Origin of the sequence: Spiroplasma endosymbiont of Asaphidion curtum (genome assembly GCF_964031085.1) — a bacterium.
Classification (GTDB): Bacteria; Bacillota_I; Bacilli_A; order Mycoplasmatales; family Nriv7; genus Nriv7.
On record NZ_OZ035001.1, the window covers coordinates 235202 to 259969 of the forward strand.

Consider the following 24768-nt stretch of genomic DNA (forward strand, 5'->3'; position numbering starts at 1 on the left):
GAAAACAACAATTTTTAAAAGGATTTATAAAATTATTTAAAAAAAGAAAAATACACTTATATTTGTAAATGTATTTCAAAATTAATATGATTAAGATTTAAATATTACTAACGACTAAAATCTAACTTACTACTTTTTTAGTAAAATTATATTTAACTGTTTTGGATGCTGTTCCTTTTTCTTCTAATGTCTTAACAGTAATATCGACAGTGGCAGTAGTACCAGTTACATCAATTTCTCCAGGATCAATTAAATCAATCTGCGAATTCGCTTGATCAATTTGCAATCCTATCTTAATTAGTAGATCATATACAATTAGACCAGTCAAGTCATGCGAAACTCACCATTTCTCATCAACATCTTTTATTTCCACAGTATCTGGCAACGCATTAATGCGAGCATCAACACTTTTTAAACTACAAGATACTGTCAGCATTACTGTCATTAATGTCATGGGGGGGTTAATGTTAAGGTTGCCAAAAATGATATAAAACTTTTTTTCATATTTAATTCTCCTTTTCATGTATTGTTATATAAGTTATATTACTGGGAAATAACTAATTTTACAAGATATTAGTTAAAAAGAATTTCTTATCTGCTTTCATTAGACTTGGTACATAACCTTTAATTTTATCTACTATTTTGATAATATTATTTCCTAGGTGAAGCACAAATATTAGATAAATATAAAGAAGAAAGTGAATTTTATAGTTTGGTAGGTGCAAAATGTTATAGTTATGTACCAAGTCTAAAGTAAAAAACGAATGTTGAAAAATAGAAAGCAAAAAAACGAAGCTGAAAATCAATTATAAATATCAATAAATTATATTTATTAGGGGGAATTAATATTTGCTTAATGTTTCCTATTTAACATTCTTTTATTAGTGTGTTAAAATTAAATAGTTAAATATTAATTATTTAGATATTTGGGAGTATATTTAATGAGAAAGAAAAAAAAAGCCCACGAAAAATTGGAAACATTAACAAGAAAAAATAATATTGCTTTAAAAGTACAAGATATTGAATTTAAATATCGTACAAATTATCCTAATGCTGTTGATGGTGTTAGTTTTAGTATCAATCATGGCGAGTATGTAACTATTATTGGTCATAATGGTAGTGGGAAATCAACTTTATCAAAAATTATTATTGGTGTTTTAAAAGCACAAAAAGGTAAGATTGAAGTATTTGGTAATTTAGTAACTAAAGAAAATAGTCAATTAATTTCGGGTAAATTAGGAATTGTTTTTCAAAATCCGGATAATCAATTTATTGGTTCAACAGTTCGTGATGATATTGCTTTTGGTTTAGAAAATAAATGTGTTGGCCCAAAATTGATGCCGGATATTATTACTAAATATTCACAAATGGTGGGAATGGAAAGTTATTTAGATCACGAACCATTATTATTATCAGGTGGTCAAAAACAGCGCGTAGCGATTGCTTCGACTTTAGCATTAACTCCAGAATTAATTATTTTTGATGAAGCTACTAGTATGTTAGACCCTAAGGGAAAAAGAGAAGTAAAAGAAATTATGGTGCAATTAAAAGAATCGCGTGAGAAAACAATTATTTCAATTACCCATGATATGGATGAAATTATTAATGCTGATAAGGTATTAGTAATGAATAAAGGAAAAGTTGTTCGTTTTGGTAAACCAGAAGAAATTTTAAAAGAAGTTGATTTTTTAAGAAGTATTCATTTAGATATTCCTTTTATTTTAAAAGTATCTTATGGATTAAAAAAGTATGGTGTTAATATTGACGAAACATTATATGAAGAGGAATTGGTACAACAAATATGTCAAAAAAAATAATTATTGATAATCCATCGAACTTAATTAAATTTAGTAATGTTAGCTATATTTATGCTCCTAAAAGTCCATTTCAATTTCAAGCCTTAAAAGATGTTAGTCTGTGAATAAAGGATTCTATTATTACGGCGGTTGTTGGTTCTACTGGTAGTGGTAAATCAACTTTAATTCAACATATGAATGGATTATTAATTCCAACAGCGGGGCAAATTATTGTTGGTGATTTTTTGATTAAAGCAAAGCAGAGAAAAATTAAAAAGCAGAAATTATTACGAAAATCAGTAGGGTTAGTTTTTCAATTTCCGGAATATCAATTATTTGAAGAAACAATTGAAAAGGATATTATGTTTGGTCCTTTAAACTTTGGTGTTAAAAAAGATGAAGCTCGACTTAAAGCTGCTAAGTATTTAGAACTTGTGGGATTAGGTCAAGAATATTTAACTCGTTCGCCTTTTGATTTATCTGGTGGTCAAAAAAGAAGAGTAGCAATTGCTGGAATTTTGGCGATTGAAGGTCATACTTTAATTTTAGATGAACCAACAGCCGGTTTAGATCCTGATGGAGAAGAAGAGTTAATGAAGTTATTTTTTAAATTTAATAAACAAGATAAAAAACGCATTATTCTTGTTACCCATAATATGGATCATGTTTTGCAATATGCTGATGAAGTTGTTGTTTTAAAAAATGCTCAATTATATCATCAAAGTGATCCGGTTAGTCTTTTTGCTAATGCTCAATTAATTAAAGAAATTAATATTGAACCACCAAAAATTTTTCATTTTTTACAAAAGTTAAAAGATAATGGTTTTGATACTAGTAGTATTAATGCTCGGACTGTTGAAGATTTAGTAACCCAATTAGCACAAAGAATTAATAGTAAGTAGAAGGAGTTAGTTTATGAATATATCATTTGGGCGGTATTTGCCATATAATTCTCTTGTTCATCGTCTAGACCCTAGAATTAAAATGTTATCAATAATTGCTTTAATTGCAACGGTTTTTATTAGTACAGGTTTTACTGGTTATATTTTAACTGGAACAATAATTATTAGTATTTTCTTTATTTCTAAATTACCATTACGATTATTATTTTCTTTGTTTAAGTTTGTTATTTTTGTAACTTTAGTATTATTAGTATTAAATTTCTTTCTTATTAAACCAGAATTTAATGCAAATAAACAACCAGATTGAGATACAGTAGGTCTCATATATCAACCAGCTAAGTTTAAGATTCTTATTGTGTCTTGAAAAGCGATTTTAACGGCATTATATATTTCTTTAAGAATTTATTTGATGGTTTTAGTAACAACGATTTTGACATCAACAACAAAACCATTAGATTTGACATTAGCTTTGGAAGATTTAATGTGACCTTTGAAACTAATTAAAATTCCTGTTCATATTATTTCAATTATCATTTCAATGGCATTAAGAATGTTACCAACTTTATTTGAAGAAGCAATGCGAATTAAAAAAGCACAAGCATCAAGAGGGATGGATTCTAAAAATGGTAAATTTAAAGATAAAGTTAAATCAATCGTTTCTTTAATTATTCCTTTACTAGTATCATCATTTCAAAAAGCTGAAGATATGGCTTATGCAATGGATGCTCGAGGTTATGATCCCCATCAAAAAAGAACAAGATTTTGTCAATATCGGATTGGATTTTTAGATGTATTCATTTTAATTTTAATTCTTAGTTTTTTATCATTAATGGTGGTATTATCTACTAATATTGGTATTGAATGATTAAATAGTTGCGATGTTTGAAAACCGATGCGTTATGTTGATCAATTTGTTTGACGACCAATAATATATAAATAATGGTTTCTTATTTATTGCTGAATTATACTTGTAAGTGCAAGTAAATAAAATTGCAAAAAATCTCATATAAAAATTTCATGATGCTAAGTTTATTTTAGAAAAAACAAAGCAAGGAGTTTTTATATGGGTTACAAACATCTTGGCATATATGAAAGAATTTATATTGAGAATCAATTGAAGTTTAAAGTAAAAATTAGTGAAATAGCTAAAAATCTTAATCGAAGTATTAGTACTATTATTCGAGAAGTCAATAGAAATAAAGATAGTAATCATTATTTTTCATTAATTGCACAAAATAAAGCAGAAAACAGAAAACAATCACATGTTTATTTTCATAAGTTTAAAAATAGAGAATTAGTAAAATATGTACAACAAAAATTACTATTAGGTTGATCGCCTGAACAAATTTATGGCAGAATTAAAAATTTTCATAAAGAATGAATTATTAGTTTTAAAACAATTTACAATTGAATTTATTCTGGATTACTTGAAAAAGTTACTAATAAAAATTTAAGAAGAAAAGGTAAGAAACGAAAATCTCAAGAAAATCGCGGTAAATTTAATGGTAAATCAATTAAAGAACGAAATATTAATGTTAATAATCGTATAACTGTTGGTCATTGAGAAGGTGATACTGTAGTATCATCACGAGGTAAAAGTAAATCATGTTTAATAACTTTAGTTGAAAGAACATCAAGATTTACTTTAGCAATGTTAGTTGAAAATAGAACTACTAAAGTTGTTAACGAAAACATTAGCCATTATTTATCAATTCTTCCAAATAATCTTGTTAAGACTATAACATTTGATAGGGGTAAAGAATTTTCTAATTGACAACAACTTGAAAAAAATTTAAATGTGAAAATTTATTTTGCTAATGCGTATTCGCCTTGACAAAGAGGTACTAATGAAAATACTAATGGTTTAATTAGAGAAAAATTTCCTAAAAAATTTAATTTTTCAAATACTACTAAAAATGCAGTTCATAAATTTATATTGTCTTTAAACCAAAGACCAAGAAAAATACTAAATTATCTTTCACCAATCGAATATTTGGTTAGAAAAATAATTTAGTTGCACTTAACTTTACAATTTGGCATTATCCATTAGTTATGATGGTAGCAAATATTGGGGATGGGCCCGTCAAAATAACAAAATTACTGTTGAAGGTTCATTAATAGCAGTTATTACTAGTGTTTTTAATTGTGAGTTTAAAATTCAAGCAGCAAGTCGTACTGATAAAAAAGTTCATAGTTATGACCAAAAAGTTAAATTATCATTTAATATCAGATTAGAACCGAAACAATTACAATGAATTTTAAATAATAAGTTACCTAATGATATTTATATTACTAATTGTTTTATTGTTGCTAATGATTTTCATGTGCGAAAAAAATGTGTTTTAAAAACATATAATTATCAGATTAATTGTGGGCCTTACAATGTATTTCAGCAAAGATATATTTATCAATACAACAAATCGTTACGAAAAAGAAATTTACAAAAGATTGCTAAGATTTTTGTTGGGACTTATGATTTTTCTAATTTTTCTTTATTAAAAGATAACGAAACTATTAATCGTGTACGAAATATTAAGAGTATTAAAATTAAAAAACATCAAGATTTAGTGATAATTATTATTAAAGCCCCAAGTTTTATTCGTCATCAAGTAAGAATGATTGTTGGTAGTATTTTAGCTTGTTATGAAGGAAAAATATCGTTAGCACAGTTGCAAGAAAAATTATTAAATCCTTTAGCTTTGAAAACTAAATATCAAGTATCTGGTGTGGGGTTGTACTTAATGAATATTAAGTATTAAATTTTTATTTTAATTTATCTTTAATTAATTTTCTTAAAGTTTATAATTATGTTTAATAGGAGGTGAAGAAATGATTATTTTAAATGATATGATTGATGGTAATAGTAACGGTTCAATGCCAGAAGAAAATAATGAGATGCCAAGTCTAATGAACAACAAGAGCATCGTCCAAATGATGGACACGATGATCATAATAATCAAGATATGGAAAATAATAATATGCCAAATGAAAACAGTGAAGAAGGAAATAACTAGTTATTTTAAAGATTTAGTAAAAAATACTTCCTAAATTGGGAAGTATTTTTTACTAAAAATTATTATTTTCATTGCATTAACGAGATATTTGTTATATAATTTTATTGTTTTTATGCATTATAGCTTCGGTACAAGAGCAAATGCAAAGGGAGAGATATAAATGCGACAAACAACAATGATTAATTCACAAGATGTGAAAAAAACATGATACATTATTGATGCCAGCGGTTTAATTTTAGGACGCTTAGCAACAAAAGTAGCAAGTATTTTAAGAGGTAAACATAAACCAACATTTACTAGCCATGTTGATTGTGGTGATAATATTATCATTATTAATGCTCATAAAGTAATATTAAGTGGCAATAAGATGAATAATAAAAAATATTATAACCATTCTGGTTTTGTTGGTGGTATGAGAATTAGAACAGCTAAGGTAATGCAAGATAAGTATCCAATTGAGATGGTTGAAAGAACTATTAAAGGAATGTTACCTCATACTAGTTTGGGAAGAAAACAAGGTAAGAATTTATTTGTTTATGATAGTGAAAAACACCCCCATAGTGCTCAAATGCCAAAACTATTAGTATTACAAGAAGAAGGGAGTTAAATAGATTTAATGAAAAAAGAAATTATTTATCGTGGTACGGGTAGAAGAAAAAAATCAGTAGCACAAGTATTATTAACTCCAGGAAAAGGAAACATTACTATTAATAATAGACCGGCACTTACTTTTTTTCCTTATGCAACATTAGTTCAAGAATTAGAACAACCATTGTTAGTAACAGATATGAAAGAATATTTTGATGTTAATGTTAAAGTTAATGGTGGTGGTTTTAGCGGTCAAGCAGGAGCTACAAGATTAGGTATTGCGAAAGCATTATTGGAGTCTTCACTAGATTATCGGTTGAAGTTAAGACCAAAAGGTTTATTAACTCGTGATGCAAGAATTAAAGAAAGAGATAAGTATGGATTAAAAGGTCCCCGAGCAGGAAAGCAATTTTCAAAAAGATAATTTATATTTTAGCATATATTTGAGATATATGCTTTAATTGGGACTATAGCTCAGTTGGTTAGAGCGCACGCTTGATAAGCGTGAGGTCGGTGGTTCAAGCCCACTTAGTCCCACCATTGAATGGGCCCGTAGCTCAGCTGGGAGAGCACCTGCCTTGCACGCAGGGGGTCGGCGGTTCAATCCCGTTCGGGTCCACCATTTTAATTTAATTAATGACTTAAACTTAATTTTATTTATTATTCAAACAATAAAATTAAGTTTTTTTGTTAAAATCATTTACAACGATTTATTTATTGTTAAAATTGTTTTATTACTAAATGTAATGTATTTGGGAGACTTGTTGTAATGAAAAAAAGAGTAAAGTTTAAAAAGCCTAGTTTTTCCAAACAAGTGAAATTATTTTTTCAAAAAATTCATAATACTAAATTTACTCGCATTATGAGAAGTTTGTTATTGTTAACATTAGCAGCATTACTATTAACTTTAACTTTTAACTATTTTATTAATCCTGTAGGTTTTTATAATGGTGGTTTTAGTGGGATATCGCAAATTATTGTTTATTCAATTTTTTCATCACCTAAAGAACAAGCGATGTGGTTTTACATTGTTGTTTTAATGTTAAATATTCCTTTTATAATTTTTGGATATTTTAAAGTTGGACGATATTTTACTGTTTATACTTTATTTTTTATGTTAATGCAAACAGCATGAAACTTTATTTTACGAGCAATTCCCATTTTAGATCAATTAAAAATTATGGAAGAATTAATTTTACCTAAGGATACCGATACCGGAAAAGCGGTGATGACTTTGGCAGCTTTTATTTATGCTTTTATTGGTTCAATTATTTGAGGTTTCGCAATTGCAATTGCTTTTATTGCTGGTGGTAGTTCTGGTGGTTCAGATTTTTTAGCTGCTTATTTAGCAGTATGAAAAAAACAAGGTGTCGGTAAATTTCAAAAATATATGAATTATGCAATTATTGTTTTAGCAATTTTAATTAAATATTTTGTCCAAAAAAATGAAGGTAATTTAATTTATGCTTTTTTTAAAAACTTTACTTTATATGTATCTATTATTTTTGCAACGATTAGTACTGTTGTTACTAATTTTATTTATCCAAAATTTAAATTAGTTAATGTAATGATTTTTACAAAATTACCATTAGATGTTTGTGAATATTTTAAAACTCATGAATATCCTCATGATACTACTTTAATTAGTTCTAGTGATATTAAGAGTGGTAAGGTTTCGGGAACAATTTTTGCCACAATTTCTTTAATAGAATATAAAAAAGTTAAATATAATGTAACAAGAATTGATAATAAAGCTTTTATTATTGTTATTCCTGTGACAATGGTTTATGGTACCTTTAACATTCAAAGGTTTAATTAATATTAAAAATGCTAACCAAGGAGTTAACAAATGAAGCAAGGTTTTCTAAGATTTTTAAAAATAGTTGATTGGAAATTTATTACGATGGCAATTGCGATTATTTTAATATTTTTTTCGTTACCAATTGTTATTTTAACGGAAAAGGAAACTACCATTCATAATGGTAAATCAGAATTTGTTTTAAGAAATAATTTAACATCGTTATTAGCAATGGTATTTTTTACTTCTGGTAATAGTCTTTTTTTCAAAGATTAATGACATCACCAGAGTTTTTAGCTTTAATGGTGCTGACAATTAATATTATTGTTTATAGTTTAGCTGGTATTTTTTATATGATGAAAGGGATTTCTAAAAAGAAGCGCATTATTTCTACAATAGACTTGGTACATAACCTTTAATTTTATCTACTATTTTGATAATATTATTTCCTAGGTGAAGTACAAATGTTAGATAAATACAAAGACCAAAATGAATTTTATAGTCTAATAGGACGCATAAAGTTTTGTTAGGTAGGTAAATATTTGAATAAATATTAAGACAGTCAGCAATGATTGTCTTTTTATTTTATAAGGTGTTAAAATTTGTTCTTTGAAAATTAAATACAAGTGAATTAATAATGTTGGTATGTATTAAAGCACGATAAATTGTGGGTGGTCGCCATAACCAAAAGAAGTTTACCAGTTAATAGATAACATCCTATTAGCTATAGCAATTTATTTCGTTTTGCAATAAAAAAATGAATGGGTGGATTTCCTAAAAATATACACGCTATTAAATTAGTTCCAAGGGTAGGATGCGGATATTAAAGTGTAGAAATTTCTATATAGGGGTATACTAAGTTTAAAATTATTAAAATCTTTATCTAATTAAAAAACAAAATTTACTAACAAAGCTTGTTAAACACTTAAATCTGCGATATATAAGTGTTTAAAAAACTAAGTTAACTAACTAACTTAGTTAATATAACTTAGTTTATTCATAAGAAAGGTAATTTATTATGAAAAACATTGAAAACATTTTCTTAAATACTAAAAAATATCTTTTAAAAGAAACGCAAAACGCAATGTTTATTAAAGCGCCAAAAATTCCGTGATTTAATGAACAAATCGGTATTTGGTTTCCAAAGCGATTTGTTTATAAAGGAAAATATGAAAATTCTATTTGTATCGGAATAATCAAGAATAGTGAATATCAAGTAATTTCGATTAATCAACAAGAGCAAGAAACCAAGTTAATTAAGGGACAAGAATTATTAGGCTTCTTCATTGCCGAAAAAGAAAACAACAAAAAAGATATAAATTATAACTACTTTAAAGGAGTTTAAAAATGAATATTGCGATTGGAATAATATTTATTATCATCTGCATAATGTTATTGGCATATTTTGCTTATAAAATTTATGTCAAAATAAAAATTAGAATTAAATATAAAAATGCCATTAAAAATAATACTGGTAATTTCACAAAAGACGAAAAAGTGTTTATTGCTCGCTTTGAAGAATGGGTTAAAGCTCCTAATTCAAAAGAAAATAATGAGAATAAAAAATAATGTTTTGAGAAATTATTATGGAATTTTTAAAACTGTTTATTCCGATAGAAAAAATGCCTGCACAAGTTGCTTTTATTGCGGGATTAATTATTATCATTACTTTTCTTTTCGCGTTAATTTCAATTATGTATTTACCAATAAAAATGATTTTTGGGAGATAAAAAATGACAGTAAATTTAAAAGAATTTAATTGAGAACAAATTAAACAAACTTTCTGAGATTTATTTATTCAAATTACAACTATTCCCGCTCATATTAGTGGTGGTAAAGAAATTGATTTAACTCAAGAAACACTTTGGCTTTTAATAGCAAACATTGCTTTTTGATTATTAACAGCGATTATGGTGTGATTTATTCTAATGCTACTTTGGAAAACCATATCAGTATTTAGATAGAGACAAAAGTAATGTCGCCGAGTTACATTGTGATGCATTCACAAAGAAATTCAAAATTAATTAGGAAAAAATACAATCATGTTAAGGTTAACCGCGGTTTTAACAAATTTAAGAAAAACTTTAAATATAAATGTGAATGTTTTAAAAAGAAAGGGGGTGATTATATGATTGGAACTTTCTTGGCCGATGCACCAGCAACAGTAGAAAAAATAACAGCTAGTGATGCGATGACTAAATTGTGAAATGCAATTATAACGGCGTTTACTAAAATGTGAGAAATTATTGCTGTTAATATGCCACAAGTCGGTAACTTCTTTGCTGACTACTGAATCTTCATTTTTCCATTTATTTTGGCAATATTCTTTATTTGCTTTAAAATGTTTGAAAAACTACTTGGAGCAGTACGCTAATAAAAAAATAAAGTGAGGTGCAAGATGAAATTTTGCAAATGAATAATAGAAAAAAATAACCATTTTATTGAATTAAATCGCACCTCATTTTTAATTTTATGACATTGGGGAGCAATTTGATATATTTACAACGATTATTTTAAAAACATTGTAAGCTATTTATTTTTAGCAGGTTGTATTTTAATTTTTCTTTTTAAAATAAGTAATTTAACACAAATTAACAAAGTTATTAATTTCTTAAAAAACTCACCATTAAATATTGTGATTGGTTCATTAGGAACTGGAAAAACCGCTTTTCTAGTGTACGCATCAAAATTACTAAAAAAGAAAAAATATCACATCGCCTCAACATTTCCATTACTAGAAACTCAAAAATTAAGTTTAGGACATATGGGATTATTAGACTTTGATTATCCGGTATTGCCAGACAAAACATTACTGCTATGAGATGAAACCAATTTATTTTTAGAAGGAACCGATTGAGAAAAAAATAATACCAAAAACGAAGAAACCGGTATTCAAGAATATTTCGCTCTGGCACGACATTTTGGTCATATTGTTCTCGCTAGCGGTCAAAGAGATAAACATATTTGAGTTAAAGTTCGTGATATTGCCAATAATGTGATTGTGGGAATTCGTAAAAAACCAGTTAATATTTTTCGTCCCTACTTAAAAGTCATCTATGGTACCTTTACTAGCATTGAAGAATATGAACGCTGACGAAACACCTTAATTGATGCAAAAAATAGCAAAAAAGGTCGCCGTATTAAATATCGTGATATTCCTGAACTTGATATTTATTTTTTTAAATTAAAAATTCCTTTACCAATACTTAACACTTACAATTCTTTTTACCTAGCGTTTTTAAGAGATTACTTAAATGCAAAAGTAAATCCTGACTATGAAGACAAATACTATAATGACACAGCAATTGATTTAGAAGACTTAGAATACTTTAAAATGGATAAATTTAGTAAGATACTTACTAAGTTAAAAAATAATCTGAAGAAGAAAAGGAAGTAAAGGAGTTTAAAAAATGGAAAATCTCGCAAAAATGGCCGACTTTCTCGCCCAAATGCTTTATAAAGTTTTTGATTTAATTTGAAGTCTTGAAGTGCCGGGAACAAATATTCAACTAATATTTCCTTTATTCTTAACACTGGCTGTAAAATTTCTTATGGCAATTATTCTTGGATTTGGTAGTCAACAAGTTAATTTAGAAAAACAACGCCAATATGCTGTTAAAAATAAGGGGCGTTTAAGTGCGTGAGGAAAAGCTAAAAAACAAATAAAACCAATAAAAACAAAACAAGGTAACTAAAAATGTTTAAACTAATTATTATTTTTATCTTAATAACTGTGCTTGGTTTATTAGCTGGTAGTCATTTTGAAACTTTAACGAACTATATTAGCGAAGGTCTTACCAATTTCCAAAAATTTATTACTAGCAATTTAACAATTTTAGAACTATTTAAACCAATGGCACGAACATTTTCGCAACATCTAATCTTTACTATTCTTGGTGTAACTTGTGTACTTATTGCTTTATTTATTGTGATTAAAGGACGATAAAAATATGAAAGGAGAATTAAAATGAAAAAACTTTTAGGAAAATTATTTAAAAAAGATAATTCAAAAGAAAAAACGCCGTTAAAATTAAGAATTAAAAATTCTTTTAAAAAACAGTGGTTAAAAATAGTATTAAGTATCATTTTCATCTTTATAAGCTTATTACTTTGTACATTAACAGTAATTGATACTAAATGAATAACCGGAACAAGTAACGAATTTAATGATTTTATGAATAAACAGATGGTTGATTTCTTTGGCAAGTTTAATAGTGGTATTATGCTGGCAGGAATATTTGTTTTTTGATGAGGCGGAGCAATATATTTTGCAATTAAATTTGAAAAATTAATCCGCTTTATTGTTCAGAAAATTAGAGCAAAAAGAGTCTTGAAAAATGAAATCAAACAAACTCATTAATTCTTTAAAAAAATATTGATGAAGAATTTTACCTTACATTTTTATGGTTATTATCTTTTTCATTCCATTTTTAAAATTGGAAATTAATGATTTGAAATTATTATATGAAAAATTTGAAGCATTAATTTCACTTATGATACTAGGATATTTAGATATATGCATTACAATAGCGGTAATTATGAACTGTAGCATCGAATGGCTTATTAAAAAAATCAAAACTAAAAGAACAATGAAAAATAAAATATTTTAAAAAGGAGTGATAAAAATGTTTATGAAAATATTTACCATGTTAATTATTAGTTTCAATAACATTTTTACTATTCCCCAAAATATTAACAACGACAAAATAACAACACAACTAGTTAGAAATAAAAGAGAAGATAATAAAATTTATGATTTTGAAATCAAAAATTTACAAAAAGTGAAATTTCATTTCTCGCCAAGCAAAAATTACCTTACACAAGTTCAAATAAATAAAATAGATAATAACAATCTAAATGAAAAATTACCAGAATTAAGATATTTAAACAACCTTAGTTTCAAATTTACACAAGAATTACAAAATAATCAGAGTAAACAAAATAAGATTAGACAACTAATAACTACACACGGACAAGAAATAACAGAGATAAATGGGTTCAAATTCTGAGTAATTAATAAAAAAATAACAATCAAAGCACAAGGCACAAATTTAACTAATTTCAAAGAATCAGTTATTAATAACATATGAGATTACACATTAAATAGTACAAATGATTTTGAAATTGAAACTAAAAAAGAAAGTACCGATATTGAATTTCCGACAACAACAACTAATTTTGATGGCAACCATAAATACAGTGATATTATTGATAATCTTGACTATTTAATGATTCATCGTGGTGATTTTGACAAATTTAATTATTCTTATCTTTATTGACACCAGTATTTAATTTCATTGACACCTTAGAAAAAGGTTACTATAAAGAATTCACCATTAAAAATCACGGCTTTAAAAACGAAAGTTATTTTTATCACAAAACATCGACAGATTTAAACAATAGACTTCTTGCATTACTTATTTATTAAACAAAATTCCTATAAAATATATTTAAAATAGAAATTATAAGGAATTTAAGATTATGAAATTTGATAAATTTAATTTTATTAATGATAAAGAATTATTACGATTAACTGGAATAAAGCAAAGTACTTTTAATAAAATGTTAAATATTTTAAAAGAAGCTGAGTTAAAAAAGTTTAAAAGAGGTGGTAAAAATAATAAATTATCATTAGAAAATAGATTATTGATGACTTTATCATATTGACGAGAATATCGTACTTATTTTCATCTTGGTAAAAGTTTTGATATTAGTGAAGCTAGTTGTTATCGAAATATCAAGTGAATTGAAGATATTTTAATCAAACATCCTGATTTTCAACAACTTGCTGGTAAAAAAGCATTAATAAATGATTATTTTAATGATAAAACAATTATTATTGATGCTACAGAAACACCCATTCAACGCCCAAAAAAAGACAAAAACAATCTTATTCAGGAAAAAAGAAAAAACACACTATTAAAACACAAGTAATTATTGAAAAAGAAAGCAAAATAATTATTGCAACAAATTTTTCTCTCGGTAAAAAGCATGATTTTTGTTTATTTAAAGAATCAAAAATCCCAATTTTAAAAAATACTAAATTAATAGTTGATAATGGTTATCAAGGAATACAAAAAATTCATAGTAATGTTCTAATACCTAAGAAAAAAACAAAGAAAAACCCTTTAAATAAAGAACAAAAACATAATAATAAATTAATTTCAAAAATGAGAATTATTATTGAAAATATTTTTGCTATTCTTAAAAAATTTAAAATTATTACTGAAAAATATCGTAATCGTAGAAAACGATTTAGTTTAAGATTTAATTTAATTGCTTCAATTTATAATTTGCAATTATGCTGAATTATACTTGTAAGTGCAAGTAAATAAAATTGCAAAAAATCTTATATAAAAATTTCATGATGCTAAGTTTATTTTAGAAAAAACAAAGCAAGGAGTTTTTATATGGGTTACAAACATCTTGGCATATATGAAAGAATTTATATTGAGAATCAATTGAAGTTTAAAGTAAAAATTAGTGAAATAGCTAAAAATCTTAATCGAAGTATTAGTACTATTATTCGAGAAGTCAATAGAAATAAAGATAGTAATCATTATTTTTCATTAATTGCACAAAATAAAGCAGAAAACAGAAAACAATCACATGTTTATTTTCATAAGTTTAAAAATAGAGAATTAGTAAAATATGTACAACAAAAATTACTATTAGGTTGATCGCCTGAACAAATTTATGGCAGAATTAAAAATTTTCATAAAGAATGAATTATTAGTTTTAAAACAATTTACAATTGAATTTATTCTGGATTACTTGAAAAAGTTACTAATAAAAATTTAAGAAGAAAAGGTAAGAAACGAAAATCTCAAGAAAATCGCGGTAAATTTAATGGTAAATCAATTAAAGAACGAAATATTAATGTTAATAATCGTATAACTGTTGGTCATTGAGAAGGTGATACTGTAGTATCATCACGAGGTAAAAGTAAATCATGTTTAATAACTTTAGTTGAAAGAACATCAAGATTTACTTTAGCAATGTTAGTTGAAAATAGAACTACTAAAGTTGTTAACGAAAACATTAGCCATTATTTATCAATTCTTCCAAATAATCTTGTTAAGACTATAACATTTGATAGGGGTAAAGAATTTTCTAATTGACAACAACTTGAAAAAATTTAAATGTGAAAATTTATTTTGCTAATGCGTATTCGCCTTGACAAAGAGGTACTAATGAAAATACTAATGGTTTGATTAGAGAAAAATTTCCTAAAAAATTTAATTTTTCAAATAGTACTAAAAATGCAGTTCATAAATTTATATTGTCTTTAAACCAAAGACCAAGAAAAATACTAAATTATCTTTCACCAATCGAATATTTGGTTAGAAAAATAATTTAGTTGCACTTAACTTTACAATTTGGCTATAGATAACATAAAATATTTATTTAAAATTAAATTTAAATAATAAAATAATTTTTTGTTGTGTCAAAATTTACACATTTAATAAAATCCATAAGTATTAACCTAATAAAAGTTAGAAATTACTATATAGTATTTTTTATTTACAAATAATTTGTAATTATTTTAATAAGTAATGCAAGAAGTCTATTAATGAAAATATCCTTAAAATCAAGGCATTTAACAAAACCCTAATTGCTGGAAACAATTATTTACAATTATTACACGGTGAAAAGGAAATCTGAAAATATGATACTGCAAATGCTAACGATTATTATCTAATTAAGTATCTTTTTGGAACCTTAAATTATCTTAATGTTAAATTTAGTTTTTTGAGATACGACTCTGAATTAAAAAATGACATTTACCTTTATTTTAAAAACAATATTCCTAGTATTAACAGTAATAATTATAAAAATACTTTTGATGAAATTTACGAAATTCTTGGGAATTTCTTTGCCAGTTTATTTTATGCTACTTTTGATATGGACGAGAAAACTTATACCGAAATTGATTTTAAAGGTCTAGAAAACTATAATAAGGATTATTTTATTCAAATCGGTTTCTTTTATCGCTCATTAATTACCTTTTATCCTAAAAAATATTTAATCAATGTTACTGGTAATTCGGAATTATTACTAAGAAGTTATTTCTTTACTTTTGATAAAAAAACGCACCAAGAGAATTATAATGCCTTTAAAAATAAAAATAGTATCTACCAAATTGACTTCAATGTGCTTAAATCTTACGATAATAAACTTATTACCATACTATCTGAACCAATAAATAGCAAAATTAATTATCTCAATACCGACATTGATATTCGTTATGGTATTAACATTTTTACCTTAACATTTCCACTTTATCATAAAGGAAACAACTCTAACTACAGTTTTAAAATCTACGACTTTAATGTCTTAAATTCTACAGCCTTTATCCCTGACGGTTCAACCAACTCAGAATGAGACGACTTAATTCCGCCACCAAATTGCAAATATTCAGGGCGATGAATACCCACATTTAATGATATTGGATGTGCCATTCAAAATGCTGGTATCAAAATGCTAAACTGAATGCTTACAGCTTCACAAGTCATTACGATTTTACGACCATTAGCGATTATTGCAAAAGCAACAGTTAACTTTTCAACTGCCATTTTTCCAGTTTTTAAAACAGTGCCAGCCTTTTACTATACCTTTCAATTTTTAATCGGTTTTGCCATTTTTCTAATGATTTTAAGAATTTTTGTATAATAGACTTGGTACATAACTATAACATTTTGCACCTACCAAACTATAAAATTCATTTTCGTCTTTGTATTTATCTAACATTTGTGCTTCATCTAGAAAATAATATTATCAAAATAGTAGATAAAATTAAAGGTTATGTACCAAGTCTTATATAAAATGTAAAGATTTCTTTACAAGAAAGATGGTTTTTCATTATGACAATACCCTTAAATAACTAAACAACTTTTTCATTTTTTCTATTTTAACAAAATAAGAAACCAGTAATTAAAATTACTGGTTTGAATATTTTTCTTGTTTCTACAAAAGATTAAACTTATTCTTATTGTACTGTACTTGTTCCAATTAAAGTGATTAAACCTAAAATGTTTAATATTTTTTTCGTTTTTTAATTATCTTTTGTAGATAAAATAGAAATATCATATATTTTTTCTTTTTCGTCACTACTAAATTCTATATTTTTGTCTTTCATATCATAATATTTTTTACTATATTGACCTCAATTATTTCATAATCTTAAATTCCTTATAATTTCTATTTTAAATATATTTTATAGGAATTTTGTTTAATAAATAAGTAATACAAGAAGTCTATTGTGTAAAAATTCAATAATATGATAGAATAGTAATGAATAAAAATGACAATAACAAGAAAGGCAGGGTTAGTTTAGTAGACTTCTTGCATTACTTATTAAAATAATTACAAATTATTTGTAAATAAAAAATACTATATAGTAATTTCTAACTTTTATTAGGTTAATACTTATGGATTTTATTAAATGTGTAAATTTTGACACAACAAAAAATTATTTTATTATTTAAATTTAATTTTAAATAAATATTTTATGTTATCTATAATTGCAAATTATAAATTGAAGCAATTAAATTAAATCTTAAACTAAATCGTTTTCTACGATTACGATATTTTTCAGTAATAATTTTAAATTTTTTAAGAATAGCAAAAATATTTTCAATAATAATTCTTATTTTTGAAATTAATTTATTATTATGTTTTTGTTCTTTATTTAAAGGGTTTTTCTTTGTTTTTTTCTTAGGTATTAGAACATTACTATGAATTTTTTGTATTCCTTGATAACCATTATCAACTATTAATTTAGTATTTTTTAAAATTGGGATTTTTGATTCTTTAAATAAACAAAAATCATGCTTTTTACCGAGAGAAAAATTTGTTGCAATAATTATTTTGCTTTCTTTTTCAATAATTACTTGTGTTTTAATAGTGTGTTTTTTCTTTTTTCCTGAATAAGATTGTTTTTGTCTTTTTTTGGGCGTTGAATGGGTGTTTCTGTAGCATCAATAATAATTGTTTTATCATTAAAATAATCATTTATTAATGCTTTTTTACCAGCAAGTTGTTGAAAATCAGGATGTTTGATTAAAATATCTTCAATTCACTTGATATTTCGATAACAACTAGCTTCACTAATATCAAAACTTTTACCAAGATGAAAATAAGTACGATATTCTCGTCAATATGATAAAGTCATCAATAATCTATTTTCTAATGATAATTTATTATTTTTACCACCTCTTTTAAACTTTTTTAACTCAGCTTCTTTTAAAATATTTAACATTTTATTAAAAGTACTTTGCTTTATTCCAGTTAATCGTAATAATTCTTTATCATTAATAAAATTAAATTTATCAAATTTCATAATCTTAAATTCCTTATAATTTCTATTTTAAATATATTTTATAGGAATTTTGTTTAATAAATAAGTAATGCAAGAAGTCTAGTAATTAAATAATATAATTAGCTGATTGTTTTACTTCTTCAAAGCAATACCTAAGAAAACTAAACGCGACCTGTTAAGTAAATTTACTTGACATATATATATATTAACGATATTATTAATTATGGTTTAAAAAGATAACTAAGCCAATAATATATAGTGAGAGGAGTACTTATATTCTATGGTTAAATTAAGACTAAAAAGGATGGGGAAAAGTAAACAGCCTTTTTATCGTATTGTTGCTATTGATTCTCGTATTAAAAGAGATGGTGAATATATTGAATTAATTGGAACATATTATTCTTTAAATGATTCGTTAAAAATTAATAAAGAATTAGCTTTAAAGTGATTAACTGTTGGTGCTCAACCAACTGGAACAGTTCGTAGTTTATTTGCAAAAGAAAAAATTATGCAGGCATTTCATGAATTACGACAAAAAAATAAAGTAAAGAAACCAACGACAGAGAAAAAAATGATTAAAAAAGAAGTTTTAACTAAAGAAGTTAAAAACGAAGTAAATGATATTAAAAGTAGTAATTCTAAATCAACAGTTAAAGTTTCAAAAGAAGCAAAGGTTATTAAAAATTCGAAAGAATAAATGGAGTTAGCTAATGATGAATTACATTAATATTGTTAAAATATTAATTAGTCCAATTGTTAAAGATATTAATAATATTCAAATTAGAATGTTAAATGAAAATGATAATGAATTAGAAATTCTTATTATGACTAGTGATAGTGACTTGGCAAGATTAATCGGTAAAAAAGGATTAATTATTGATTCGATTCGTCGTTTAGTTAATGTTAAGGCATCAAGAGAACAAAAAAGAATTAAAGTATCTTTAGAGGCTTTTAACGAATAATGAAGTTTGTTAAAATTGGTAAGGTTATTAATACCCATGCTTTAAAAGGCGAAGTAAAAATTAGATGCTTAATGCCTAAATATGAACGATTCTTTGATGTTAATCATGATATATATTTTTATGATTCTAATAGTTATACTTATGAAATATTAACGGTTGATAGTTCTAGAAGTCATAAAGGTGATCTTTTAGTTAAATTTAAAAATTATGATTATATTAACGACATTTTATTTTTAAAGACTCAAGATTTATTTCAACTTAGTAATAATTCTCATTTAGTAAATGATGATGAAGTTAAAAACTATATTGGATTACAAGTTATCAATGTTGATGATAATTCACTTATTGGTGAAGTAATTGATTACTTTATTACTAAAGCGCATGGTGTTTTTGTTATTCAAACAGTTGTTGGTAAACAAAAAATGTTGGCCGATGTTTCACAGTTTATTATAAATATTTTTTGAGAACAAAATGCTGTTTATGTTAAGTTAATTAATAATTGATAAATTCATAAAGGAGGCAAGAAATTAATGACAACAATTCAAATTATCACTTTATTTCCTGAACTCTTTGTTAGTTTTATTAATACATCAATTATTAAGAATGCTGTTAAGAAAGAAAAAGTAAAGTTTAATATCATTAATCTTCGTGATTTTGCTATTGATAAGCATCAACAAGTTGATGATTATCAATATGGTGGTGGTAATGGGATGGTATTAATGGCACCGATTGTAGTTGCGGCAATAAATTATGCTCGTAAGCAAATCCCTAATAGTCAAGTGATTTTATTATCGCCACAAGGAAAAACATTTAAACAGCATATTGCTAGTGAAATGGCTAGTAGTAATAATTCATTAATTTTAGTTTGTGGTCATTATGAAGGATTTGATGAAAGAATTAAAGATTTTGTTGATATTGAAATATCCATTGGTGATTATGTACTTAGTGCTGGTGAAATTGCTAGTATGGTTATAAGTGATGCTGTTATTCGCTTATTACCAGGTGTTATTCAAGAATCGTCACATCAAAATGATTCATTTACTAGTAAGCATTTAGATTATCCTGTATTTACTAAACCATTAGTTTTTAATGATCAACAAGTTCCTGATGTCTTATTATCAGGTCATCATAAAAATATTGATATTTGAAGAAAACAACAAGCTTTTTATAATACATATAAAAAGCGACCAGATTTAATTGATTTAAATCAATTAACACCACAAGAACAAATTTGAATTGCTGAATTAAAAAAAGATAAAAAATAAATAATAATGAAGGGAGCAATTGTTATGAATATGCAATTAGATCGACAAATTACTGAACAACAACTTCGTACTGATATTCCAAAATTTAAATCTGGCAATACAGTAAGTGTTGCTGTTGAAATTAATGAAGGTAACAAAAAAAGAACACAAGTTTTTACTGGTTTAGTTTTAAAACGTCAAGGGTCAGGTATTAGTTCTAGTTTTACCGTAAGAAAACTTACTGGTAGTATTAGCGTTGAAAGAACTTTCCCTTTACATTCACCATTAATAAGTAAGATTGAAGTTTTAAAAATTGGTCGTGTTAGAAGAGCGAGATTATACTATATGCGTGATCGTATTGGTAAAGCTGCAAAAATTAAAGAAGTAGTTAGTTTTAATAAGAAAAAAAATAAGGCAGAATATTAATAAAGGTAGAATTTTACCTTTATTTTTCAATTAAGGAGACATATTAATGGAAAAGTTAAATATTAATTGATTTCCAGGTCATATGGCAAGAGCTATTCGCTTGATGAAAGAAAAATTAGCATTAGTTGATTTAGTGATTGAACTTCGTGATGCTAGAGCTGTTAACTCTAGTATTAATCCGATTATTCAAGAGTTGTTTAAAAATAAACCACGAATTATTATTTTGAATAAGAAAGATTTAAGTGATAAGAAAGTAAATCAAGAATGAATGTCATTTTTAAAAAAAGACCCGTTAGTTAAAGTAGTATTAACTAATTTATTAGTTGATCAACCCAAAAATGAAATTATTTTGTTAATTAATGAATTATTGAATGATAAAATTAATCATCAAAAATCTCGTGGGATACCAAATTGACAAATTAAGGTGATGATTATTGGGATTCCTAATGTCGGCAAATCACGGTTAATTAATAATTTAGTTAAAAGAAAAGTAAGTAATGTTGCCAATCAACCAGGAGTTACGAGAGGGATTCAATGAGTTAAGTTAGCACAAAATATTCATTTATTAGATACTCCGGGAATTTTATGACCTAAACTTGATGATCCACTAGTGGCGATGCATTTGTCATTAATTGGAGCTATTAAAGAGCAATTATTACCATTTATTGATATTAGTTACTATGCGTTTAATTTTTTAGCAAAGCATTATCCTCATATTTTAAAGGAATATTATGCGCTTATTATTGAGTTAAAACAAGATATGGAAACTAAAGAAATGGATTGTTATTTTTTACAAATGGCTAAAGCAAATAATGTATTAGGTTCTTCTGAACAACAAATTATTCAAATGATGACAAATTTTTATTATGCTTTTACAAAAGGAACAATTAAAAATATTTCTTGAGAAAAACCAAAATAATAATGGGGGCGTATGAAAATAAATATTGACATTATAATTTTGTTCTTGGTTTGCATCCGCTATTTTAATTTTTAAAGATTAAAAAGAAAGTAAATTAGGGCGTATAACAAAGAGGTAGGGAAATAAGAAAAAGACGATAATTATCGTCTTTTTTGTTCTTTTGTAAAAAAAATATGCACTTCGTATAAATATTGGAGATTGGTTTATATTATGTGTGTAAGGTAACCATTTTAGACCAGTAAGAATACTCCTTCCTCTTAACAATAATTTTTAAAAGGAGGTAGGTATTTTAATTAATAAAATTAAACCAACTTTATTTCCCTACCTCTTTGTTATACGCCCAGTAAATTAAGAGAAAAACTTAATAAAGATGTTCATTCATTAATTAAAAATGTGAAAAAATTCATTAGACTTGGTACATAACTATAACTAGCTTAATTCAAAATTATATATTTCTGAAATTAAGTTAAATCGTAATCCAAATCTTCTAATCTTATTGCGATAACGATAAACTAGTATTTTAAATCTTTTTAATCTAGCAAAAACATGTTCAATGGCAATTCTGACTTTACTTAAAAAGCTATTATATTCCTTTTTATCTGGATTTAAAGGATTATTTTTACTCTTTTTAATTGGCAATAATGTATTTGCCAAATTGTAAAGTTAAGTGCAACTAAATTATTTTTCTAACCAAATATTCGATTGGTGAAAGATAATTTAGTATTTTTCTTGGTCTTTGGTTTAAAGACAATATAAATTTATGAACTGCATTTTTAGTAGTATTTGAAAAATTAAATTTTTTAGGAAATTTTTCTCTAATTAAACCATTAGTATTTTCATTAGTACCTCTTTGTCAAGGCGAATACGCATTAGCAAAATAAATTTTCACATTTAAATTTTTTTCAAGTTGTTGTCAATTAGAAAATTCTTTACCCCTATCAAATGTTATAGTCTTAACAAGATTATTTGGAAGAATTGATAAATAATGGCTAATGTTTTCGTTAACAACTTTAGTAGTTCTATTTTCAACTAACATTGCTAAAGTAAATCTTGATGTTCTTTCAACTAAAGTTATTAAACATGATTTACTTTTACCTCGTGATGATACTACAGTATCACCTTCTCAATGACCAACAGTTATACGATTATTAACATTAATATTTCGTTCTTTAATTGATTTACCATTAAATTTACCGCGATTTTCTTGAGATTTTCGTTTCTTACCTTTTCTTCTTAAATTTTTATTAGTAACTTTTTCAAGTAATCCAGAATAAATTCAATTGTAAATTGTTTTAAAACTAATAATTCATTCTTTATGAAAATTTTTAATTCTGCCATAAATTTGTTCAGGCGATCAACCTAATAGTAATTTTTGTTGTACATATTTTACTAATTCTCTATTTTTAAACTTATGAAAATAAACATGTGATTGTTTTCTGTTTTCTGCTTTATTTTGTGCAATTAATGAAAAATAATGATTACTATCTTTATTTCTATTGACTTCTCGAATAATAGTACTAATACTTCGATTAAGATTTTTAGCTATTTCACTAATTTTTACTTTAAACTTCAATTGATTCTCAATATAAATTCTTTCATATATGCCAAGATGTTTGTAACCCATATAAAAACTCCTTGCTTTGTTTTTTCTAAAATAAACTTAGCATCATGAAATTTTTATATGAGATTTTTTGCAATTTTATTTACTTGCACTTACAAGTATAATTCAGCATTTTTATGAACATTTTGCAAACCTTGATATCCTAAATCAGCAATTAATTCTAATTTTGGATTTATAAGTGTATTTGATTTTAAAAATAACTTATAATCATGAATACTGCCATAACAAAAATCTACTGAAATAATTTTATTGTTAAATAAATCAATAATTATTTGCGATTTTAATGAATGTTGCCTTTTCTTACCAGAAAATAATAATTTTAGTTTTTTTTAATTCTTTCAATTGGAATTTCTGTAGCATCAATTGCTAATAAATTATTATTAGTACCCTTATTTTCCAATAATATCTTTTTGCCAGGTATATGAAAGTGACTATTTTTTATTAGAGTATTTTCAACTCAAAAGATATTACGAATACAACTAACATGACTAATATTATATTTTTTTGCAATAATACGATATGTACTATATTCTTTTCAGTATTCTAAAGTCATAAGTAATCTTTGCTCTATTGATAATTTATTTGGTCTACCACCAATTTGTTTTTGTTTAGCTTCAGCTTCTTTTAAAATTTCTACCATTTTCATGAAAGTTTTATATTTTATGCCTATTAGACTATAAAATTCATTTTCGTCTTTAGACTTGGTACATAACTATAACATTTTGCATCTACCAAACTATAAAATTCACTTTCATCTTTATATTTATCTAATATTTGTGCTTCATCTAGAAAATAATATTATCAAAATAGTAGATAAAATTAAAGGTTATGTACCAAGTCTTTTGTATTTATCTAACATTTGTACTTCACCTAGGAAATAATATTATCAAAATAGTAGATAAAATTAAAGGTTATGTGCCAAGTCTATTTTAAAAATATTTGTTATGTGATAAAATTAATTTCCTAAATAAGAGTTTAGGTTGCTTTGCTATTAATAACCTTGTTGCTACTGCTAATATTTTTTATTTTTATTTGTTTAACAATAATGCATATTTAATTTAATAAAATAACGAAAAAGAAAGGAACAATAGCAAAATGAGAAAAAAACTTGTAAGATTATTAGGAACAGTTGCAATAACAAGTAGTTGTATGCCAGCAGTTGTTGCTAATTATCCAA

General features: G+C 25.4%; 34 protein-coding genes, 2 tRNA genes and 1 pseudogene. 31 read left to right on the forward strand and 6 right to left on the reverse strand.

Translation table 4 applies throughout. From position 1 onward, the window contains the following. Positions 1–121: 121 nt before the first annotated feature. Positions 122–445: a hypothetical protein gene (locus tag AAHJ00_RS01440; protein WP_342224253.1), complete on the reverse strand. Its 324-nt coding sequence runs from the start codon at positions 443–445 to the stop codon at positions 122–124. 493 nt (positions 446–938) lie between these two features. Between AAHJ00_RS01440 and AAHJ00_RS01445 the strand changes: the two genes are divergently transcribed. From AAHJ00_RS01445 to AAHJ00_RS01565, 25 genes are all read left to right on the forward strand, one after another. Then, on the forward strand, positions 939–1817 hold the full coding sequence (locus AAHJ00_RS01445; protein WP_425288877.1) for an energy-coupling factor transporter ATPase: 879 nt from the start codon (positions 939–941) through the stop codon (positions 1815–1817). After that, positions 1802–2698 (forward strand): energy-coupling factor transporter ATPase, encoded by an 897-nt coding sequence (locus tag AAHJ00_RS01450; RefSeq protein ID WP_342224255.1) that lies wholly within the window; start codon positions 1802–1804, stop codon positions 2696–2698. Before AAHJ00_RS01445 ends, AAHJ00_RS01450 begins: the two co-directional genes overlap by 16 nt. 13 nt (positions 2699–2711) lie before the next feature. Beyond that, on the forward strand, positions 2712–3638 hold the full coding sequence (locus AAHJ00_RS01455) for an energy-coupling factor transporter transmembrane protein EcfT (RefSeq protein WP_342224256.1): 927 nt from the start codon (positions 2712–2714) through the stop codon (positions 3636–3638). A gap of 123 nt (positions 3639–3761) precedes the next feature. Beyond that, positions 3762–4712: an IS30 family transposase gene (locus AAHJ00_RS01460; RefSeq protein WP_342223478.1), complete on the forward strand. Its 951-nt coding sequence runs from the start codon at positions 3762–3764 to the stop codon at positions 4710–4712. Between the two features lie 19 nt (positions 4713–4731). Further along, positions 4732–5457 (forward strand): tRNA pseudouridine(38-40) synthase TruA, encoded by a 726-nt coding sequence (truA, locus tag AAHJ00_RS01465; protein ID WP_342224257.1) that lies wholly within the window; start codon positions 4732–4734, stop codon positions 5455–5457. A gap of 70 nt (positions 5458–5527) precedes the next feature. Continuing rightward, positions 5528–5746 (forward strand): hypothetical protein, encoded by a 219-nt coding sequence (locus AAHJ00_RS01470; RefSeq protein WP_342224258.1) that lies wholly within the window; start codon positions 5528–5530, stop codon positions 5744–5746. A 126-nt stretch (positions 5747–5872) separates the two neighbouring features. Next, entirely contained in the window at positions 5873–6319 is a 447-nt protein-coding gene (gene rplM, locus AAHJ00_RS01475; RefSeq protein WP_342224259.1) for a 50S ribosomal protein L13, read from the forward strand. A gap of 9 nt (positions 6320–6328) precedes the next feature. Beyond that, on the forward strand, positions 6329–6724 hold the full coding sequence (rpsI, locus tag AAHJ00_RS01480; protein ID WP_342224260.1) for a 30S ribosomal protein S9: 396 nt from the start codon (positions 6329–6331) through the stop codon (positions 6722–6724). Between the two features lie 39 nt (positions 6725–6763). Next, positions 6764–6840: transfer RNA gene (locus AAHJ00_RS01485), tRNA-Ile, on the forward strand. 6 nt (positions 6841–6846) lie between these two features. Then, positions 6847–6922: transfer RNA gene (locus AAHJ00_RS01490), tRNA-Ala, on the forward strand. A 147-nt stretch (positions 6923–7069) separates the two neighbouring features. Continuing rightward, on the forward strand, positions 7070–8119 hold the full coding sequence (locus tag AAHJ00_RS01495; RefSeq protein ID WP_342224261.1) for a YitT family protein: 1050 nt from the start codon (positions 7070–7072) through the stop codon (positions 8117–8119). A 30-nt stretch (positions 8120–8149) separates the two neighbouring features. Continuing rightward, positions 8150–8374: a hypothetical protein gene (locus AAHJ00_RS01500; protein ID WP_342224262.1), complete on the forward strand. Its 225-nt coding sequence runs from the start codon at positions 8150–8152 to the stop codon at positions 8372–8374. Positions 8375–9116: 742 nt separating this feature from the next. Further along, positions 9117–9443: a hypothetical protein gene (locus tag AAHJ00_RS01505; protein WP_342224263.1), complete on the forward strand. Its 327-nt coding sequence runs from the start codon at positions 9117–9119 to the stop codon at positions 9441–9443. Positions 9444–9445: 2 nt separating this feature from the next. Then, positions 9446–9667 (forward strand): hypothetical protein, encoded by a 222-nt coding sequence (locus tag AAHJ00_RS01510; RefSeq protein ID WP_342224264.1) that lies wholly within the window; start codon positions 9446–9448, stop codon positions 9665–9667. Positions 9668–9831: 164 nt separating this feature from the next. Then, entirely contained in the window at positions 9832–10062 is a 231-nt protein-coding gene (locus AAHJ00_RS01515) for a hypothetical protein (RefSeq protein ID WP_338967679.1), read from the forward strand. A gap of 164 nt (positions 10063–10226) precedes the next feature. Beyond that, a complete protein-coding gene (locus AAHJ00_RS01520) occupies positions 10227–10472 on the forward strand; it encodes a hypothetical protein (RefSeq protein ID WP_338967504.1) in 246 nt (81 codons plus the stop codon). A 24-nt stretch (positions 10473–10496) separates the two neighbouring features. Continuing rightward, positions 10497–11495 (forward strand): hypothetical protein, encoded by a 999-nt coding sequence (locus AAHJ00_RS01525; RefSeq protein ID WP_342224265.1) that lies wholly within the window; start codon positions 10497–10499, stop codon positions 11493–11495. Positions 11496–11508: 13 nt separating this feature from the next. After that, positions 11509–11793 (forward strand): hypothetical protein, encoded by a 285-nt coding sequence (locus tag AAHJ00_RS01530; RefSeq protein ID WP_342224266.1) that lies wholly within the window; start codon positions 11509–11511, stop codon positions 11791–11793. 2 nt (positions 11794–11795) lie between these two features. Then, complete coding sequence (locus tag AAHJ00_RS01535) at positions 11796–12044, forward strand: hypothetical protein (protein ID WP_342224267.1); 249 nt, start codon at positions 11796–11798, stop codon at positions 12042–12044. A gap of 21 nt (positions 12045–12065) precedes the next feature. Then, complete coding sequence (locus AAHJ00_RS01540; RefSeq protein ID WP_342224268.1) at positions 12066–12458, forward strand: hypothetical protein; 393 nt, start codon at positions 12066–12068, stop codon at positions 12456–12458. A 265-nt stretch (positions 12459–12723) separates the two neighbouring features. Further along, positions 12724–13407, forward strand: coding sequence for a hypothetical protein (locus AAHJ00_RS01545; RefSeq protein WP_342224269.1), 684 nt, complete (start codon positions 12724–12726; stop codon positions 13405–13407). A gap of 172 nt (positions 13408–13579) precedes the next feature. Next, a protein-coding gene (locus AAHJ00_RS01550; RefSeq protein ID WP_342224270.1) for an IS5 family transposase occupies positions 13580–14433 on the forward strand; the annotation gives its coding sequence in 2 pieces (ribosomal slippage) (positions 13580–13976 and positions 13976–14433; 855 coding nt in all). Between the two features lie 75 nt (positions 14434–14508). Continuing rightward, the gene (locus tag AAHJ00_RS01555; RefSeq protein ID WP_342224271.1) at positions 14509–15240 is read left to right on the forward strand and encodes an IS30 family transposase; all 732 of its coding nucleotides are present in this window, start codon (positions 14509–14511) and stop codon (positions 15238–15240) included. Positions 15241–15242: 2 nt separating this feature from the next. Further along, a complete protein-coding gene (locus AAHJ00_RS01560) occupies positions 15243–15458 on the forward strand; it encodes a hypothetical protein (RefSeq protein WP_342224272.1) in 216 nt (71 codons plus the stop codon). Between the two features lie 392 nt (positions 15459–15850). Continuing rightward, positions 15851–16771, forward strand: a complete 921-nt coding sequence (locus tag AAHJ00_RS01565) for a hypothetical protein (RefSeq protein WP_342224273.1) — start codon at positions 15851–15853, stop codon at positions 16769–16771. Between the two features lie 845 nt (positions 16772–17616). Here the strand turns inward: AAHJ00_RS01565 and AAHJ00_RS01570 are convergent. Beyond that, positions 17617–18440, reverse strand: a protein-coding gene (locus AAHJ00_RS01570; protein WP_342224274.1) for an IS5 family transposase whose coding sequence is annotated in 2 segments (ribosomal slippage) — positions 17617–18044 and positions 18044–18440 — 825 coding nt in all. Because the reading frame shifts where the segments join, the coding sequence is not laid out codon by codon here. 259 nt (positions 18441–18699) lie between these two features. Here AAHJ00_RS01570 and rpsP point away from each other — a divergent pair. From rpsP to ylqF, 6 genes are read left to right on the forward strand one after another with little or no spacing between them, the layout of a single operon-like run. Beyond that, positions 18700–19116 carry a 30S ribosomal protein S16 gene (gene rpsP, locus AAHJ00_RS01575; protein ID WP_342224275.1) on the forward strand — a complete coding sequence of 139 codons (417 nt, stop codon included), beginning with the start codon at positions 18700–18702 and terminating at the stop codon, positions 19114–19116. 16 nt (positions 19117–19132) lie between these two features. After that, on the forward strand, positions 19133–19381 hold the full coding sequence (locus AAHJ00_RS01580; RefSeq protein ID WP_342224276.1) for a KH domain-containing protein: 249 nt from the start codon (positions 19133–19135) through the stop codon (positions 19379–19381). Continuing rightward, the gene (gene rimM, locus AAHJ00_RS01585) at positions 19381–19887 is read left to right on the forward strand and encodes a ribosome maturation factor RimM (protein WP_342224277.1); all 507 of its coding nucleotides are present in this window, start codon (positions 19381–19383) and stop codon (positions 19885–19887) included. The genes AAHJ00_RS01580 and rimM overlap by 1 nt, the downstream gene beginning before the upstream one ends. Positions 19888–19911: 24 nt before the next feature. Then, positions 19912–20646 carry a tRNA (guanosine(37)-N1)-methyltransferase TrmD gene (gene trmD, locus AAHJ00_RS01590; protein ID WP_342224278.1) on the forward strand — a complete coding sequence of 245 codons (735 nt, stop codon included), beginning with the start codon at positions 19912–19914 and terminating at the stop codon, positions 20644–20646. A gap of 24 nt (positions 20647–20670) precedes the next feature. Then, positions 20671–21051, forward strand: coding sequence for a 50S ribosomal protein L19 (gene rplS, locus AAHJ00_RS01595; RefSeq protein WP_342224279.1), 381 nt, complete (start codon positions 20671–20673; stop codon positions 21049–21051). Between the two features lie 46 nt (positions 21052–21097). Beyond that, the gene (gene ylqF / locus AAHJ00_RS01600) at positions 21098–21970 is read left to right on the forward strand and encodes a ribosome biogenesis GTPase YlqF (protein WP_342224280.1); all 873 of its coding nucleotides are present in this window, start codon (positions 21098–21100) and stop codon (positions 21968–21970) included. A gap of 429 nt (positions 21971–22399) precedes the next feature. On the opposite strand, the pseudogene AAHJ00_RS01605 reads toward ylqF, so the two are convergent. The 4 genes and pseudogenes from AAHJ00_RS01605 to AAHJ00_RS01620 all read right to left on the reverse strand — a co-directional run. Beyond that, positions 22400–22633: pseudogene (locus tag AAHJ00_RS01605) on the reverse strand (transposase family protein); the annotation flags it as partial. A 10-nt stretch (positions 22634–22643) separates the two neighbouring features. After that, positions 22644–23594: an IS30 family transposase gene (locus tag AAHJ00_RS01610; protein WP_342223478.1), complete on the reverse strand. Its 951-nt coding sequence runs from the start codon at positions 23592–23594 to the stop codon at positions 22644–22646. A gap of 89 nt (positions 23595–23683) precedes the next feature. Continuing rightward, entirely contained in the window at positions 23684–23908 is a 225-nt protein-coding gene (locus AAHJ00_RS07885; RefSeq protein ID WP_425288878.1) for a transposase family protein, read from the reverse strand. A gap of 2 nt (positions 23909–23910) precedes the next feature. Continuing rightward, on the reverse strand, positions 23911–24237 hold the full coding sequence (locus AAHJ00_RS01620; protein ID WP_342223834.1) for a transposase family protein: 327 nt from the start codon (positions 24235–24237) through the stop codon (positions 23911–23913). Positions 24238–24768: the final 531 nt, after the last annotated feature.